Here is a 17,127-nt window from a genome sequence, read left to right on the forward strand (position 1 = left end):
GACAGCGCCGGCTGACCCCTGAAGACAGTCCAGGCGGCGCGCTCATCCTGCGTACGCCCGGCAAAGCAAAAGGGCGGCGCCTCGCGGCACCGCCCTTCTGTTTGTTTCGCGAGTGCGAAAGCTTAGTCGACCGCAGCTTCGGCGGTCGATTCGTCCTGCACTTCGGCTTCAGCAGCGGCAGCGCCAGCAGCGGCAGCGTCGGTGGCTTCGGCAGCGCCGGTCGCGACGTCGGTGGCAGCAGCGTCAACGGCTTCGCCAGCGGCTTCAGCGTTCGCCGAAGTGTCGGCCATGGCCGAATCGGCGGTCGTCGCAGCGGCGTCTTCGGTCTTTTCCGAGCAAGCCGACAGGGTGAGGGCGGCGGCGCCAGCGGCGGCGGCGAGAATGATCTTACGCATAGTTCGTTGTTCCTTTGAACAGCTCTGAATGCTCGGTGAGACACCGTGCCCCACCCAAATAGTGGCGGCTTTGTGGCAGCGCAAGCCTTTTTGCCAAATTGTTGCCGCAATTAGGGCGGGCCACCGCTGTGCCGCCGGGTTGGAAGTTCCGCAAAAGCGGCTGTCAGCCCAGGCCGCGCGCTGCTAGCAGGGCGGCGATGGCAGACAAGCAGCATCTCTATCTGGTCGATGGATCGGCCTACATCTTCCGCGCGTATCATCGCCTGCCGCCGCTGACCAACCCTGCCGGCACGCCGGTGGGGGCGGTGTACGGGTACACCACCATGCTGTGGAAGCTGGCGGAAGACCTCAACAAGGCGGATGGGCCGACGCATCTCGCGGTAATCCTCGACAAGGGGTCGACCAGTTTTCGCAACGCACTGTACGATCAGTACAAGGCCAACCGCCCGCCGCCGCCTGACGACCTGGTGCCTCAATTCCCGCTGATCCGCGACGCGACCCGCGCGTTCAGCCTGCCCTGCATCGAGGAGGACGATCTCGAGGCGGACGATCTCATCGCCTCGTACGCCCGCGAGGCGACCCGCCGGGGATGGGACGTCACCATCGTTTCCAGCGACAAGGATCTGATGCAGCTGGTCGGCAAATGTGCCGAGGGCGGGGGTTGTATCGACATGCTCGATACGATGAAGAACCAGCGGATCGACATCCCCGAGGTGGTCGAGAAGTTCGGCGTCCCGCCCGAACTGGTGGGCGACGTGCTGGCGCTGATGGGCGACAGCGTCGACAACATTCCGGGCATCTTCGGGATCGGGCCCAAGACCGCGTCGAAACTGATCCAGGATCACGGCAGCCTCACCGCCGCGCTCGACGCCGCGCCGTCCTTGAAGGCCGGCAAGCTGCGCGAGCGGCTGATCGAGGGGCGCGCGATGGCGGAACTCAGCCGCACGCTGGTGCAGCTGAAGGAGGACTGCGACCTGCCGATCCCGATCGACGACATGAAGCTCGACACGGTGCCGAAGGAGCCGCTCGCGGCTTTCCTGTCCGAACACGGCTTCACCAGCCTGCTGAAGCGGCTCGACGGCGGCAAGGGCAGCCCGGAACGCGCCACCCAGCTCAACCCGGCCAAGGCACAGAATGCCGGGGCGCCCGCCGCGCCCGACGGCAATCGCCAGCCGCTGCCCGATTATCCGCCGGTCGACCGCACCGCCTATGAATGCGTCACCAGCCTCGAACGCCTGATGCACTGGATCGAGCGCGCGTTCGCCGCGCGGCTGGTGGCGATCGATACCGAGACCAGCAGCCTCGACGCGATGACGGCGGAACTCGCGGGGATCAGCCTCGCCCTCGGCCCGAACGACGCGTGCTACATTCCGCTCGGGCACGGCGGCAGCGACATGTTTGCCGAGCGGCCGGTGCAGATCGAACGGCAGGCCGCGTACGATGCGCTGCGTCCGCTGCTGGAAAGCCCGGCGGTCCTCAAGGTCGGGCAGAACATCAAGTACGACATCAATATCCTGTCGCGCTGCGCCAGGATCGATCTGGCGCCGATCGACGACACGATGATCGTCAGCTTTGCGCTCGACGCGGGCCGCAGCCTTGACGGGATCGGCGGCGGGCACGGGATGGACGAGTTGTCAGAGCGGCACCTCGGCCACACGACGCTGACGTTCAAAGAAATCTGCGGGACCGGCAAGAAAGCGATTCCCTTCGGCGAAGTGCCGCTCGACAAGGCGACGCAGTACGCGGCCGAGGATGCCGACGTCACCTGGCGGCTGTGGAAACACCTCAAGCCCCGTCTCGCCACCGAGGGCGGCGCAAGGGTCTATCACCGGGTCGATCGGCCGCTGATCCCGGTGGTCGCGCAGATGGAGCGGCACGGGATCAAGGTCGATCGTGCGCGCCTCGCGCAACTGTCCGATGAATTCGCGCGCGAGATCACCCGCATCGAGCGCGAGGTGTGGGACTGCTGCGGAGTCGAATTCACCATCGGCAGCCCGAAGCAGCTCGGCGACATCCTGTTCGACAAGCTGGGCTACAAGGGCGGGCGCAAAGGCAAGAGCGGCCAGTACTCGACCGACCAGGCGATCCTCGAAGGGCTCGCGGCGCAGGGGGCGGAAGTCGCCACCAAGGTGCTCGAATGGCGCCAGCTGACCAAGCTCAAGAACACCTACACCGATGCGTTGCAGGCGGCGATCAACCCCGCCACCGGCCGGGTGCACACCTGCTACAGCTTGGTGGGCGCGCAGACCGGGCGGCTGTCCTCGACCGATCCCAACCTGCAGAATATTCCCATCCGGACCGAGATCGGCCGCCAGATTCGCGAGGCGTTCGTCGCGGAGGAGGGGCACGTGCTGCTCGCTGCCGATTACAGCCAAATCGAGTTGCGGCTGGCCGCGCACATGGCCGATGTCCCCCCGCTGAAAGAGGCATTCTCGGGCGGCGAGGACATCCACTCGCGCACCGCGCTCGAGATGTTCGGCACGGTCGACCGCGATACGCGCGCCAAGGCCAAGACCGTCAACTTCGCCATCCTCTACGGCATCAGCCGTTGGGGGCTGGGCGGCCGGCTGGGGATCGAGGCGGACGAGGCGCAGGCGATCATCGACACCTATTTCCAGCGCTTTCCCGGCATCCAGCACTACATCCACACCACGCTGGAGAGCGTGCGGGACAAGGGGTATTCGGAAACCCTGTTCGGCCGCAAAACCTGGTTCCCGCGGATCAATTCCAAGAACCCGAATGAACGCTCGGGATCGGAACGGGCGGCGATCAACGCGCCGATCCAGGGGACCAGCGCGGACATCATCAAGCGCGCGATGGCGCGGATGATGCCCGCGCTCGAGGACGCAGGGCTGGGGCACGTGCGCATGCTGCTGCAGGTCCACGACGAACTGGTGTTCGAGCTGCCCGAGGGCGACGTCGAGGCAGCGCGACCGGTCATCGAGCGGATCATGGCCGAAGCGGCGCGGCCTGCAGTGGCGCTCGATGTGCCATTGGGGATCGACATCGGCACCGGCACGAGTTGGGGCGCGGCGCACTAGCCCGGCCCCCGATTCGCGCTTAGTCGATCTTTATGGACGCATCGCACAGCACTGACGGGCGCGGCCCGGTCTTTCGCCGCGCGCTGGCGCGCAGCGCCAACCTGATCGCGTTCACGCTGGTCGCGGTATCGCTGCTGAGCGCGGTTGTGCTGATCTTCCAGACGGTCGAGTCCGAGCGGCGCGAACGCGCGGAGGCGCGGCAGACGAGCAATGTCCTGTCTGAACTGGCGATCATCAACCGGGCGGTGCTGAACGCGGAAACCGGCCAGCGTGGCTACCTTATCACTCTGGATCAGCGTTATCTGGGGCCGTACCACCTGGCGCGTGAGCAGTACGGGCCGGCGTTCTCGCGGCTGCGCCAGCTTGTCCGAAACGATGCCAATCCCCGGCAGGCCGAGCTGATCGACCAGGTCGAGAACCTGACGGTCTCGAAGTTCGGCGAAATGGCTGAATCGGTGGCCTTGGTGTCGAGCGGGCAGGTCCTCGAGGCGCGCAACCGGGTGCTGACCGACGAGGGGCAGGAGGTCATGGAGCGCTTGCGCATGGCCTTCCGCGAGCTGGAGCGGATCGAGCAGGAACAGCTCGCGCTCGCGACCCGTGAGACCGCCGCGGCGGAAGGGCGCGTGGTACCCCTGCTCATCGGGCTTTCGGCGCTGCTGCTGGTCGCGCTCGCGCTTGGCTACCGGCTCGTCGCGCGGGCCGCGCGGGCCGATGCGGAAGCCGCGCAGGCGGAGCTGGTGGCGCAGGCGCGGGATCAGGCCGACCTGCTGGCGCGCGAACTCAACCACCGGGTGAAGAATCTGTTCGCGGTGATCCTGGCGATCGTCCGGATGAGCGCCAAGGACGCGCCCGAGGCCAAGCCGGTGGTCGACAGTATCGCCGATCGCATCCACGCGTTGCTGGCCGCTCACGAAGTGACGCAAGGATCGCCCGAAATGGGCGCTTCGCTCCGCGCGCTGATCGAAACCGCGGTCAAGCCGTACCTGTCGTCCGAGCGCCGCGCGACGCTCGACGGCCCGGAAACTGCGCTGCCCGCGCGCCAGGTCACGCCGCTTGGCCTGGTGCTGCACGAACTCGCCACCAACGCGGTCAAGTACGGCTGCTGGTCGGAGGGTGGGGCACTGACCGTGGAGTGGCGCCGCATCGACGACGACCTGGAGATCGAATGGCGCGAGGAACAGCCAGGATGCGTCGCGGAGCCTGAACGGGCCGGTTTCGGCAGCCTGCTGATGACCAGCGCAGCGCGCCAGCTACGCGGCACGATCGAGCGCCAGTTCACCCCCGGGGGCGTGCACGTGGCGATGCGCTTCCCCCTGTCGGGCTAGGCGCCCGCGGGGTTGTGTCCCCCGCCGCCGGGTCATAAGTCCCCGGCCATGTTCCGTGACCTGGATCCCTCCCGCTACAATCTCGACTGGGTCGAAGTTCTCCACGCTACCATCGTCCTGGGCGGCGCGCTGCTGGTGGCGGCGGTGGTGCACCGGTTGGTGTTCGCCATTCTGAGCCGGATAGCCGGCCGTACCGACACCCCGGTCGATGGCGTGATCGTCGATCAGGTGCGCAGCCCCGCGCGCTGGGCCGCCGCGGCGGTCGCGGTGTCCCTGGCCGCTCAGGCCGATGTGTGGGTGGCGAGTGTCTGGAACGTGGTCGGCAAGTTCGTGGTGCCCGCGCTGCTCGGCTGGATTGCGTACGCGGTGGTGCGGGCGCTGTCTGCCGCGTTGGAGCACCGGGCGGAGATCTCGACCGATATCGCCGCCGCGCGCAGCCGCCGCACGCGGGTCGCGATCCTGTCGCGCACCGCGACGTTCGTGATCGTCTTCATCACCGTGGGACTGGTGCTGTTCCAGCTGCCGGGCGTGCGCGAAGTGGGCGTGACCCTGCTCGCCTCAGCCGGTCTGGCGGCCCTGGCGGTCGGCGCGGCTGCCCAGCCGGCGCTGAAGTCGTTGATCGGTGGCTTGCAGATGGCGCTGACCGAACCGCTGCGCCTGGGCGATTTTGTGGTGATCGACGGGTTCTCGGGCCGGGTGGAAGAAATCCGCATGAGCTTCGTGGTCGTGCGGATGTGGGATGAGCGGGTGGCGATCGTGCCCACCGTGCGGTTCCTGGAAAACAGCTTCGAAAACTGGACCCGGATGAGCGAGCTGCTGACCGGGCCGGTGTTCCTCCACCTCGACCAGGCGGCCGAAGTCGCGCCGATCCGAGCGGAGTTTGAGCGGTTCCTGGCCAGTCAGCCCAAATGGGACAAGCGCACCGGCGCGGTCTACGTCACCGAGACGCGGCCCGGATCGATGGAGTTACGCCTGTCGGTCAGCGCAGCCACGGTCGGCGACCTGTTCGAACTGCGCAGCGCCTTGCGTGAACACATGCTCGACTGGCTGCGGCGGGAGCAGCCAAAGGCGCTGCTCCACGCCGCCGTCGCTGCCGGCTCGGGCAGCTAGTCGCCGTCGTCCTTGCGGTCGATCGCGGCGGGCGCGTGCTTGTACTCGCGCGTCGGCGTGACCATCCCTTCGCTGATGAAGCCGATGCCGGAGCCGGTCTCCGCCGCCCGCTTCTTCAGTTCGCCGCGCAGCTTCTTGTATTCCTCCTCCATCGCCGGAGTGACGGTGGCGCGCGAATCATCCAGCGCCTTGGCGAAGTCCGCCGCGGTCACGTCCTGCACATCGCCGCCCGCGCGGCGCAGCGCGTTGAGGCCGGCACGGCGGGTCACGTCCTCCAGATCGGCGCCGGTGAACCGTTCGGTATCGGCCGCGATTTTGCCGAGATCGACGTCGGCATTGAGCGGCATGTCCTTGGCATGGATGCCCAGGATGCGCTCACGCCCCGCCTTGTCGGGGGTGCCGACATAGACCAGCTCGTCGAACCGGCCGGGGCGAAGCAGCGCCGGATCGACCAGCGTCGGGCGGTTGGTCGCGCCGATCACAACCACTGACTGCAGTTCTTCAAGACCGTCCATTTCGGCCAGAATCGTGTTGACGACCCGCCCAGTGACCGCCGGCTCGCCCTGACCCGATCCGCGCGCGGGGACCAGGCTGTCGATCTCGTCGATGAAGATCACGCACGGGCTGACCGACCGCGCGCGCTGGAACAGGCGAGCGATCTGCTGCTCGCTTTCCCCGTACCATTTCGACAGCAGGTCGCTGCTCTTCATCGAGATGAAGTTCGCCTCCGCCTCCTTGGCGACCGCCTTGGCCAGCAGCGTCTTGCCGGTGCCCGGAGGACCGTAAAGCAGGAACCCCTTGGCCGGGCGAATACCCAGCCGCCGGAACGCCTCGGGATTCTTGAGCGGCAGCTCGATGCCCTCTTTCAGCTTCTCGGTCGCTTCGGCCAGACCGCCGATGTCGTCCCACCCAACGTTGGGCACCTGGACCATCACCTCGCGCATCGCGCTCGGCTGCACGCGCTTCAATGCGGAGAAGAAGTCCTCGCGCGTGACCATCAGGTCTTCGAGCACCTCGGGCGGAATCTCGCGGGCATCGAGGTCGAGCCGCGGCATGATCCGGCGGACGGCTTCGATCGCCGCCTCGCGAGCGAGCGCAGCGATGTCCGCGCCGACGAACCCGTGCGTGGTGCGCGACAGCTCGTCGAGATCGACCCGGTCGCCCAGCGGCATCCCGCGGGTATGGATCGCCAGGATCTCGCGGCGGCCGTTCTCGTCAGGCACGCCGATCACGATCTCGCGGTCGAACCGGCCTGGACGGCGGAGCGCCTCGTCGATCGCGTCCGGCCGGTTGGTGGCGGCGATGACCACGATGTTGGAGCGCGCCTCCAGCCCGTCCATCAGCGTCAGCAACTGCGCGACGAGGCGCTTCTCGGCTTCGCCGGCGACCTGGCTGCGCTTGGGCGCGATCGAATCGATCTCGTCGATGAAGATGATCGCTGGCGCGTTCTTGCCAGCTTCCTCGAACACCTCGCGCAGGCGCTTCTCGCTCTCGCCGTAGCCCGAACCCATGATCTCGGGTCCGTTGATGGTGATGAAGGTGGCGTCGCTTTCGTTGGCGACGGCTTGCGCAAGCCGGGTCTTGCCGGTGCCTGGCGGACCGTGCAACAGCACGCCCTTGGGCGGATCGACGCCCAGGCGGGTGAACAGTTCGGGGTAACGCAGCGGCAGCTCGACCATCTCGCGCAGCTGCTGAATGGTGTCGCCGATTCCGCCGACATCGTCGTAGTTGACCACCGCCCGGCCATCGCGCGGCTCTTCGAATTCGGAACGCAGTTCGACTTCGGTATTCTCGTCGATGCAGACGATGCCCTTCGGCGTGGTCGAGACCACGGTCAGCCGGATCTGGGTGAGCGCATAGGCCGGCGCGTTGAACATCCGGCGCACTTCGGGCGGCATGTTGTTGACCGGCTGCTGCCCGGTGGTCGCGACCACGTCGCCGGCGGTCAGCGGCTTGCGGAAGAAATTGCGCTTCAGTGCCTCGGTCGGGCCTTGCAGCCGCATCTCGCGCTGCGCGGGCGCGAACACCACCCGGGTCGCCGGCCGGGCCTCTGCCCGGCGGATCATCACGTGTTCGCCCGACGCGGTCTCGGCGTTGCCGCGCTGCAGACCGTCGAGGCGGATCACCTCCAGCGTCTGGTCTTCGTCGTAGGCCTGCACGGCGATGGCGGCGGTGGTCCGCTTCCCGCTGATCTCCACCACATCGCCTTCGGTGATGCCGAGCGCCTGGAAGACGCTGCGCGGCATCCGGGCAATGCCCTGACCGCTTTCTTCCTGCCGCGCGGCGGCAACCTGGAGGCGGATCGTGTTATCGTCTGTCGCGCTGGGCGCGTTGTTGTCGGCCATCGGGTTGGACCCTCCTGTCGCTCTATCCCGTTCCTCCCAGAGCTAGGAAGCCGGCCATGCTTTGCCAATGAACGGCAAGACATTCGGTGCCCCGATCGGCCGACCATCGCGCCGACCGGCGGCGAAAAAAAGGCCCGGAGGGATATACCCGCCGGGCCTTGGAAGTCTTGGGAGAGGATGCCTGAAAAGGCCCGCCCGATATGCGGAGGGAGCCGTTTTTGTGCAAGTGCGAAAAAGACATGGACAGTTGCGCGATACGCAACTCTATAGTTAATCCGTTGGCCGATATGAGAAAAAGGCTCGCTCTCCACGCGCTTGTGTCAGCGTTATGACGCACTGCGGTAGATGCGATTGCCCTTCGCCGCCCCGTGACAGCGGGCGGGGCAGCATCTAAAGACCGCGCATGGACAAGCTCTACCCGACCGCCGCCGCCGCTCTCGAAGGGGTTTTGCGCAACGACATGTTGATCGCCAGCGGCGGCTTTGGCCTGTGCGGGGTGCCCGACCGGCTGATCGACGCGATCCGCGACAGCGGCGTCACCGGCCTCACGTTCTGCTCGAACAACGCGGGCATCGACAACGAAGGCATCGGCAAGCTGCTGCGCACCCGGCAGGTCAGGAAGATGATCTCCAGCTACGTTGGCGAGAACAAGGAATTCGAGCGCCAGTACCTCGCCGGCGAACTGGAGGTGGAGTTCTGCCCACAGGGTACTCTGGCCGAGCGGATGCGGGCCGGCGGCGCGGGCATTCCCGGCTTTTACACTAAGACCGGCGTCGGCACCGCGGTGGCGGAGGGCAAGGAAGTGAAGTCGTTCGCGGGTCCCAATGGTCCCGAGGACTACATCCTCGAACACGGGATCTTCGCGGACCTGGCGATCGTGAAGGCGTGGAAGGCGGATGAAACCGGCAACCTCGTGTTCCGCAAGACCGCGCGCAATTTCAACCTGCCCGCGGCGACCTGCGGCAAGGTGTGCGTCGTCGAAGTGGAGGAAGTAGTCCCCGCCGGCAGCCTCGATCCCGACTGCATCCACTTGCCCGGGGTCTATGTGCAGCGGATGATCGTCGGCGCGCCCTACGACAAGAAAATCGAGTTCCGCACGACGCGCGAGCGGGTCGCCTGAGCGACTGATCCGTGCGCACGCCGCTGTCGATCTGCCTGCTTGCCGCGTCGGCGCTGCTGATGTCAGGCTGCGTGGCGGCTGCGCTGCCGGTACTGGCGGCGGGCGGGCTGGCGGCGGGCAGGGGCGATCGCGCCGCACCTGAGGTATCCGTCGCCGCCGCTCAGCAAGTCGCGCCTGACCTGGCTCCCGCTGCCGATGCACCCGCCACCGTTGCCCCTGCTGCCATCGCGTCCGGTCTGCCGCCCCACAGCCTTGCAGGCGGGGTCCACGCGCAGGTCATCGATCCGGCGCGGTTCGATCCGGTCCAGCTACGGATCGTCGCTTACGACCAGTTCGCCACGTATGTCGCCGCGCAAGGTGCCCTGCCGGAGAGCAGCGACGAGCGGCGTTCGGCGCTGCTGGTCAGCCCCGGCACATTGAGGCCGGCGACGAAAGCCTGCACGGCCCTGCCCGCCGCCGTGCTGATCGACCTCGATCCCGGCGAAAGCCTGCTGGACCCGTCCGGCGCGCTGCGCGGCGATCCGCTGCTGGCAGGCACGCTGGCGAGCTTGCGCGCGCAAGGTATCGCGGTGGCGTGGACCACCGCGAACACCGCCGATCAGGCAGGCGCGGTGCGCAAGGCGCTGATCGCGGCGGGCCTCGATCCCGCGGGCCGGGACGAACTGGTCCTGCTGCGCTATCCGCAGGAGCGCAAGCAGACCCGCCTGGCGGACTTCGCGGCCGAATTCTGCGTCGTCGCCCTGGCGGGTGACGAGCGCGCCGACTTCGACGAACTGTTCCAGTATCTCAAGAACCCCGCCGCCGCCGCGCCGCTGGAAGCGTTGATCGGCAAGGGCTGGTTCCTGATTCCCCAACCCCTGACCTCCCCCTCACCAAGCTGAAGGAATACGCGATGCCCTGGACCCGTGACGAGATGGCGGCCCGCGCCGCCCGGGAGCTGCAGGACGGCTTTTACGTCAACCTGGGCATCGGCATCCCGACGCTGGTCGCCAACCATATCCCGGAGGGGATGCACGTGACGCTGCAGAGCGAGAACGGCATGCTCGGCATCGGGCCGTTCCCCTACGATGACGAGGTCGATCCCGACCTGATCAACGCCGGCAAGCAGACCATCAGCGAACTGCCCAACAGCGCCTATTTCGATAGCGCGGCGAGCTTCGCGATGATCCGCGGCGGGCACATCGACCTGACCGTGCTGGGTGCGATGGAGGTCAGCGAAGGGGGCGACATCGCCAACTGGATGATTCCCGGCAAGATGATCAAGGGCATGGGCGGGGCGATGGACCTGGTCGCCGGGGTCAAGAAGATCATCGTGGTGATGGAACATACCGCCAAGGACGGCAGCCCCAAGTTCATCCCACAGTGCACCCTGCCGCTGACCGGCATGAACGTGATCGACATGATCGTCACCGATCTCGCGGTATTCCAGCGGCCCGACCACGCCAGCCCGTTCCGCCTGCTGGAGACCGCACCCGGGGTCACCGCCGACGAGATCGCCGCCAAGACCACCGCGAAGTACGACGTGGCGGTCGCGGCATGAACAACGCCGTCTGCCGCCTGACCGGCGCCGAGTTCCCGCTGTTCGCCTTTTCCCACTGCCGCGACGTGGTGGCGGCGGTCAGCAAGGCGGGCGGGTTCGGCGTTCTGGGCGCAACCCGCTTTTCGCCCGAACAGCTGGAGGAAGAACTCGCGTGGATCGACGCGCACGTCGATGGCGCCCCATACGGCGTGGACGTGCTGGTGCCCGAAACGATCGACCCGCGGGTCGCCGGCTTCAGCGATAACCGCGAGCGAGCGGCAGCGATCGATCCGCAGTACCCCCGGTTCGCCGCGGACATCCTGTCGCGCTACGGGATCGAGGCGAGCGCCGAGGTGCCGCAACTGCGTGAGCGGATGGGCATCACGCCAGAAAACGGCCTCGCGCTGATGGAGGTCGCCTTTCGCCACCCGATCCGGCTGATCGCCAACGCGCTCGGCATCGCGCCGCCTGAAATGGTGGCGGAGGGCAAGCGGCGCGGCGTGCCGGTGGCGGCGCTGGTCGGCGCCAAGGAACACGCCCTGCGGCAGGCCGCGGCAGGGGTGGACATCATCGTCGCGCAAGGCGGCGAAGCGGGCGGGCACTGCGGCGAAGTCTCGACGCTGGTGCTGATCCCCGAAGTGGTCCGCGCGCTGGAGCAGGCCGGCCACGCGACCCCCGTGCTTGCCGCGGGCGGCATCATGACGGGCGGCCAGATGGCCGCGATGATGGCGGCCGGCGCGCAAGGGGCGTGGACCGGCAGCGTCTGGCTCGCCACCCCCGAGGCGGAAACCAGCGAGACCTTCCGCGCCCGGATGGTCGCTGCCCGCAGCCGCGACACGGTCCGCTCGAAAAGCCGCACGGGCAAGCCTGCGCGCCAGCTCCGCACCGCGTGGCACGAGGCGTGGGATGCCACGGACGGTCCGGGCACCCTGCCCATGCCGCTGATGGGAATGGTGTCGGAACCCGCGTTCGCCCGGATCGAGCGCGCTGCCGAGGCCGGGAACGCTCAAGCGCGCGAACTGGTGAGTTACTTCGTCGGGCAGGGCGTCGGCCTGGTGGACGAAGTGCGCCCGGCCCGCGCGGTGGTGCAGGCGTTCCGCGAGGAATTCGTCGAGGCGGTCGAGCGGCTGAGCGGGTCGCTCGCTTGAGCGGCTGGCGGCGGCGCTCGCCAACACTTGCGCTGATCCTGCTGACCGCGATCGGGACGATCGGGTTCGTCGACCGTGTCGTGGTGAACGCGCTGGTCGAGCCGTTGAAAGCGGAATTCGGCCTCAACGACGAGCAGATCGGCTGGCTGGGCTTTGCCTACTCGTCGCTTAATATCGTGCTGGGCGTGTTCGTCGCACGGTTGGCGGAGAGCCGGCGGCGGCTCACCTTCACCGCCGTAGGCACCTTGCTGTGGTCGGTGGCGGCAACCGCGAGCGGCGCGGTCACTACGTGGACCCAGTTGCTCGCCGCGCGGGTCGCGGTGGGGATTGGTGAGGCGGTCGGCTTGCCCGCCAACCAGTCGGTGATTGCCGATTATTACCCGCCGAACCGCCGTGCGAGCGCGATGTCGATCCTCCTGCTGGCGGCGCCGCTCGGCGCGATGATCGGGCTGGCGGGCGGCGGGTTCGTGGCGCAGGCATGGGGCTGGCGCTGGGCGTTCATCGTCACCGGGCTGCCAGGCATCCTGCTCGCGCTGCTGGTCTGGCTGTTCGTCAAGGAGCCGGTGCGCGGCGGGCACGACACCGTGACCGATGAGCGTGTGCCTCCACTAAAGGCGGTGATCGCCCGGATGGCGCGCCTCAAGAGCGTGAAGCACCTGGTGATCGGGTCGGCGCTCGCCTCGATGGTCGGGTTCGGGCTGATCGCATTCTTCTCGGCGCTCATGACTCGCCGGTTCGGCCTGCCAGTGGGCGAAGCGGGCCTAATGACTGCGCTTGCCGCCAGCGTTCCGGCGGCGATCTCGGTGGCGCTGGGCGGGACGATCGTCGACCGGCTGGCTCCCCGCTTCCCCGGCGCTTACGGGCAATTCCCCGCGCTGTGCCTGTTGCTCGCCGCGCCGCTGTTCGCGCTGGCGATGACCCGCAGCGATTTCGGATCGCTGTTCGTGCTGAGCGCGGTGTCGACGCTGCTGCTGTTCACCTTCCTGGGCCCGACCGCCGGGACGATTCAAAACCTGCTCGACCCGCGGATGCGCGCGACCGGCCATGCGCTGGTGAACATCTTCACCGGCATGGTCGGCGGGCTGGGGCCGGTGCTGGTCGGGTGGCTGAGCGACCGCCTGGCCGCCGACGGGCTGCCGAGCGACGTCGCGCTCGGTTACGCGATGGCAGGTACGGCGCTGATGTCGTGGTGGGCGGCGGCGCACTACTGGCGCGCCGGCCGCACCCTGAACGACGATCTGGCCGCGGTGCGCGAACTGCGCGCCTAGGCGGATGGGTCAGGCGGCGGTCGCCGCCTTCAGCGCGTCGCCGAGATCGGTCTTCTCCCACGGAAAATCCTCGCCCGTGGGAGTCCGCCCGAAGTGCCCGTAGGCTGCCGTCTTGCGGTAGATCGGCTTGTTGAGGCCGAGCCCTTCGCGAATTCCGCGCGGGGTCAGGCCGCCAAGGCGCTTGCCCGCAACCTCGGTAATCGCCTGCTCCAGCTTCTCGTCCGGGACGGTGCCGGTGCCGTGGGTGTCGACGTACAGGCTCAGCGGCTGCGATACGCCGATGGCGTAGGCGATCTGGATCGTGCAGCGCCGCGCAAGGCCAGCGGCGACCACGTTCTTGGCCAGGTAACGGGTGACGTAGGCGGCCGAGCGATCGACCTTGGTCGGGTCCTTGCCCGAAAAGGCGCCGCCGCCGTGCGGGGCCGCGCCGCCATAGGTATCGACGATGATCTTGCGCCCGGTCAGCCCGGCGTCGCCGTCAGGCCCGCCGATCACGAAGCTGCCGGTCGGATTGATGTGGTAGACCGTCTCGTTGGTCAACAATTCGCGCGGCAGCACGTCGGCGACGACGGCTTTTACATAGTTGTGCAGTTCGGCCTCGTGCGCGCCCTCATCATACCCTTCGGCGTGCTGGGTCGAGACGACGATGGCGGTCGCGGCGACCGGCTGGCCATCACGGAACCGCAGGGTGACCTGGCTCTTGGCGTCGGGCTGCAGGAACGGCGCCTTGCCGGAGTGGCGGTCGGCCGCCATCCGGGCGAGGATCTTGTGGCTGTAATCGAGCGTCGCCGGCATCAGGTCGGGGGTCTCGTCACAGGCGAAACCGAACATGATGCCCTGGTCGCCCGCGCCCTCGTCCTTGTTCTCGCCCGCGTCCACGCCTTGCGCGATGTGTGCGCTCTGCCCGTGCAGGTTGTTCTGGAAGTCCAGCGTCTGCCAGTGGAAGCCGTCCTGCTCGTACCCGATGTCCTTCACGACATCGCGCACCGTACGCTCGATCTCGTCCAGCGCGCCATCGGCCCACTGGCCGTTCTCGTACACGCCCTTGCAGCGGATCTCGCCCGCCAGCACCACCTTCTGCGTGGTGGTCAGCGTCTCGCACGCCACCCGCGCTTCGGGGTCTTTCGACAGGAACAGGTCGACGATCGCGTCGGAAATCTGGTCAGAGACTTTGTCCGGGTGGCCTTCGGAGACACTTTCGGACGTGAACAGGTATTCGGCGCGCATCGGCTTGAGTTCCCCATATAAGGAAAGCTTTATATGTTGGCTGCCGCCTAGCCGCCGCGCCTGCGCCTGACAAGCACGCAGGCGGCTAGGATCAGTATCGCCCATGCAAGCGGCAGTACGTTGCCCGTCCGCGCGAACAACGTCGCCGGCAACGCGGGCGGAACGACGGTGTCGATGCGCCCCGGCACATGGCTGGTGGGCAGGTGAGCGCGCACCACCCCGCGGGCGTCGACCACCGCGCTGATGCCGTTGACCGTCGCGCGGAGCACCGGCAGCCCTTCCTCGATCGCCCGCATCCGCGCCTGCGCGAGGTGCTGCGGCGGGCCGAAGTGGCCGAACCAGCCATCGTTGGACGGGTTGAAGATGAATTCCGGCCGGTGTGCCCGATCGACCACCTGACCGGAGAAGATGATCTCGTAGCAGATCTGGATGCCGGCGCGGCCATAGGCGCCAAGGTCGAGCGTGCGTGGTCCCGGACCGGGGATGAAATCAAAGCTTCCCGCCACCAGGCGCGACGCGCCGAGCGGCTCGAGCAGCCAGCGCAGCGCCAGGTACTCGCCGTACGGCACCAGATGCGCCTTGCTGTAGCTGCCGCGGATGTTGCCCGCCGGGTCCAGCACGGTGACCACGTTGTACGCGCCCACGGCGCGTCCGTCGGCAATCTCCAGGTCCACCGCGCCGGTCATCAGCAGGCTGCCCGGGCCGATCACCTGGCCGATGCGGGTGCGGGCGAACCGCGGATCGGCCCCCGCGGTCGCGCCCAGGTAGTAGTGGCGCGGATAGCCGTCGCGCAGGTAATCGGGCAGGCCGGATTCAGGCCACAGGACCAGCCGCTGCCCGGCATCGCGGCGCGGCGCGGTCATGCGCGCCAGGTCCGCGAACTGGCGTTCGTACAGGTCCCGGCGATCGAGCTCCTCCTGCCGGAACCCGGGCTGGACCAGCGTGACCGCCAGCGTGCCCTCTCGGCTGGGCGGCGCCGGCAGGTACATCCCGACCATCGTCAGCGCGAGCACGGCGAGCGCGCGCCACCAGGCGCGGATCGCCAGCAGCGCGGCCAGGCCGCCACCGATCAGCGCCGTCAGTCCTGACAAGCCGTACGTGCCGAGCCACGGCAGCAGCGCGGCGAGGCCCGGCCGGTCGAACGGACCCAGCAGCGCGAGGCCCAGCGGATCCCATGCGTAACCGGTGAACACCCAACTGCGCAGCCATTCGGACACGATCCAGCCGCCCCCCAGCGCCAGCGCCAGCGGCACGGGCCGGGTGCCCCCGACGGTGCGGGCGATGGCCGCGCCGATCGCGGGATAGACCGCGAGATAGACGGCCAGCAGCGGCACCGCCGCCCAGCCGAGCGCCGCCGGCATGTTCGCCTGATAGGTGAACGCGGTCGCGATCCAGTTGTTGGCAAAGGTGAAGTGCGCCAGCCCGAACAGCCAGCCGATCCACGCCGCCTGCCGCCAGCCGGACGTGCGCGCGAGCAGGGCGGCCAGCCCTGCGACGCCGAGCAGCGTGAATGGCCACAGGCCGAGCGGGGGAAAGCCAAGCGCGGCGACCAGCCCGCAGGCAAGGCCGCTTAGCCGCGGATGCGCCAGGAATGCGCGCGCCACCGGAACACGGCCTTCGCGCACTGCGGCGGCCATCGGGCCGAACTCAGCCGACCGCGGTCAGGTTGTCGCCTTCGCCGGCTTCGTCAGCCACCTTGCGGCGCCGGCGCGGGGGCAGCTTGCGCGTAGCGGGCGCAGCCTCACCGTCCGTGTCGGCGACTGGACTGCCGGCGGAAATCGACGGGGGCAGGGCGGCGGCATCGATTTCGCCGCGGTCGCCGACCATCTCTTCGGTTTCGTCGGTGCCTTCAGTGGCGCGGGTGCGTGGCCGGCGGGCGGTGCGCTCGCGGGCGGGACGGACGAAGGGGTTCTCGGCCGGCTCGTAGGCTGCGGCGCTGTCACCTTCGACCGCGCGCTCGCCTTCGGCCTGCTCGCGGTTGCCGTCGTTGTCCTCGCGCGGACGGCGCTGACGCTCTGCGCCCCGGCCGCGGTCCTTGCCGCCGCGGGCGTCGCGCTGACCATCTTCGCGTTGACGGTCTTCCCGGGGACGATCTTCCCGAGGGCGATCGTCGCGCTGCCGATCGTCGCGGGGGCGTTCATCGCGCTGACGGTCTTCTCGGGGGCGGTCGTCGCGCTGACGTTCTTCACGGGGGCGATCGTCACGCGCATTGCGCGCGGAGCCGAAATCGTCCTCGTCGCCGTCTTCCTCGTTCGAGAAGTCGCGCTCTTCGCGGCGGCCGCCGCGGGGCTCTTCCTGGCGTACGCGGTTGTCGGCGATCACCCGGAAATAGTGATCTGCGAATTGCAGGTAATATTCGGCCTGCACGCGGTCGCCGTGATGCTGCGCGTCCTGCGCCAGCTTCTTGTATTTATCGAGCATCTGCGGCGCATTGCCGCGTGCGCGGCTGTCGATCCGGTTCTGGTTGCCGCCGCCTTGCTGTTGGCGATTGCCCCGACCACGGCGCCGGTTGTTGTTATTGCCGCGATTGCTGTTGTTATTGTTGTTCAAGGAAAAACTCTTCCTTCTGGTGGATCGGCCGACGCTCCGCGCGCCGGTAAACCGTCCTCATGACCCCTCGTCGCGCGAA

General features: G+C 68.1%; 13 protein-coding genes. 8 read left to right on the forward strand and 5 right to left on the reverse strand.

Translation table 11 applies throughout. The features are described from left to right. Positions 1-122 precede the first annotated feature (122 nt). A complete protein-coding gene (locus C0V74_RS09605) occupies positions 123-395 on the reverse strand; it encodes a hypothetical protein (protein ID WP_143251582.1) in 273 nt (90 codons plus the stop codon). A 197-nt stretch (positions 396-592) separates the two neighbouring features. On the opposite strand from C0V74_RS09605, the gene polA reads away from it, so the two are divergent. From polA to C0V74_RS09620, 3 genes are read left to right on the forward strand one after another with little or no spacing between them, the layout of a single operon-like run. Continuing rightward, positions 593-3,436, forward strand: a complete 2,844-nt coding sequence (polA, locus tag C0V74_RS09610; protein ID WP_143251583.1) for a DNA polymerase I — start codon at positions 593-595, stop codon at positions 3,434-3,436. Positions 3,437-3,468: 32 nt separating this feature from the next. Beyond that, complete coding sequence (locus C0V74_RS09615) at positions 3,469-4,761, forward strand: CHASE3 domain-containing protein (RefSeq protein WP_143251584.1); 1,293 nt, start codon at positions 3,469-3,471, stop codon at positions 4,759-4,761. A 48-nt stretch (positions 4,762-4,809) separates the two neighbouring features. Next, entirely contained in the window at positions 4,810-5,871 is a 1,062-nt protein-coding gene (locus tag C0V74_RS09620; protein WP_143251585.1) for a mechanosensitive ion channel domain-containing protein, read from the forward strand. On the opposite strand, the gene C0V74_RS09625 is transcribed toward C0V74_RS09620, so the two are convergent. After that, on the reverse strand, positions 5,868-8,216 hold the full coding sequence (locus C0V74_RS09625) for a CDC48 family AAA ATPase (protein WP_143251586.1): 2,349 nt from the start codon (positions 8,214-8,216) through the stop codon (positions 5,868-5,870). The two genes, C0V74_RS09620 and C0V74_RS09625, sit on opposite strands and share 4 nt — an antisense overlap. A gap of 403 nt (positions 8,217-8,619) precedes the next feature. Between C0V74_RS09625 and C0V74_RS09630 the strand changes: the two genes are divergently transcribed. The 5 genes from C0V74_RS09630 to C0V74_RS09650 are packed head-to-tail and all read left to right on the forward strand — an operon-like array spanning position 8,620 to position 13,271. After that, positions 8,620-9,336, forward strand: a complete 717-nt coding sequence (locus C0V74_RS09630; protein ID WP_143251587.1) for a CoA transferase subunit A — start codon at positions 8,620-8,622, stop codon at positions 9,334-9,336. Positions 9,337-9,347: 11 nt separating this feature from the next. After that, positions 9,348-10,217, forward strand: a complete 870-nt coding sequence (locus tag C0V74_RS09635; protein ID WP_143251588.1) for a hypothetical protein — start codon at positions 9,348-9,350, stop codon at positions 10,215-10,217. A gap of 11 nt (positions 10,218-10,228) precedes the next feature. Next, a complete protein-coding gene (locus C0V74_RS09640) occupies positions 10,229-10,876 on the forward strand; it encodes a CoA transferase subunit B (protein WP_143251589.1) in 648 nt (215 codons plus the stop codon). After that, positions 10,873-12,003, forward strand: coding sequence for a nitronate monooxygenase (locus tag C0V74_RS09645; protein WP_143251590.1), 1,131 nt, complete (start codon positions 10,873-10,875; stop codon positions 12,001-12,003). Before C0V74_RS09640 ends, C0V74_RS09645 begins: the two co-directional genes overlap by 4 nt. Then, positions 12,000-13,271 carry an MFS transporter gene (locus C0V74_RS09650; RefSeq protein WP_168194196.1) on the forward strand — a complete coding sequence of 424 codons (1,272 nt, stop codon included), beginning with the start codon at positions 12,000-12,002 and terminating at the stop codon, positions 13,269-13,271. Before C0V74_RS09645 ends, C0V74_RS09650 begins: the two co-directional genes overlap by 4 nt. 9 nt (positions 13,272-13,280) lie before the next feature. Here C0V74_RS09650 and metK read toward each other — a convergent pair whose 3' ends face one another. Genes metK through C0V74_RS09665 form a run of 3 tightly spaced genes read right to left on the reverse strand, consistent with a single transcriptional unit; the run spans position 13,281 to position 17,048 of the window. Beyond that, entirely contained in the window at positions 13,281-14,498 is a 1,218-nt protein-coding gene (metK, locus tag C0V74_RS09655; RefSeq protein WP_143251592.1) for a methionine adenosyltransferase, read from the reverse strand. 47 nt (positions 14,499-14,545) lie between these two features. Further along, a complete protein-coding gene (lnt, locus tag C0V74_RS09660; RefSeq protein WP_143251593.1) occupies positions 14,546-16,135 on the reverse strand; it encodes an apolipoprotein N-acyltransferase in 1,590 nt (529 codons plus the stop codon). 10 nt (positions 16,136-16,145) lie between these two features. After that, complete coding sequence (locus tag C0V74_RS09665) at positions 16,146-17,048, reverse strand: DUF4167 domain-containing protein (protein WP_143251594.1); 903 nt, start codon at positions 17,046-17,048, stop codon at positions 16,146-16,148. Positions 17,049-17,127 lie beyond the last annotated feature (79 nt).

Origin of the sequence: Altererythrobacter sp. TH136 (genome assembly GCF_007065885.1) — a bacterium.
Taxonomy (GTDB): Bacteria; Pseudomonadota; Alphaproteobacteria; order Sphingomonadales; family Sphingomonadaceae; genus Tsuneonella.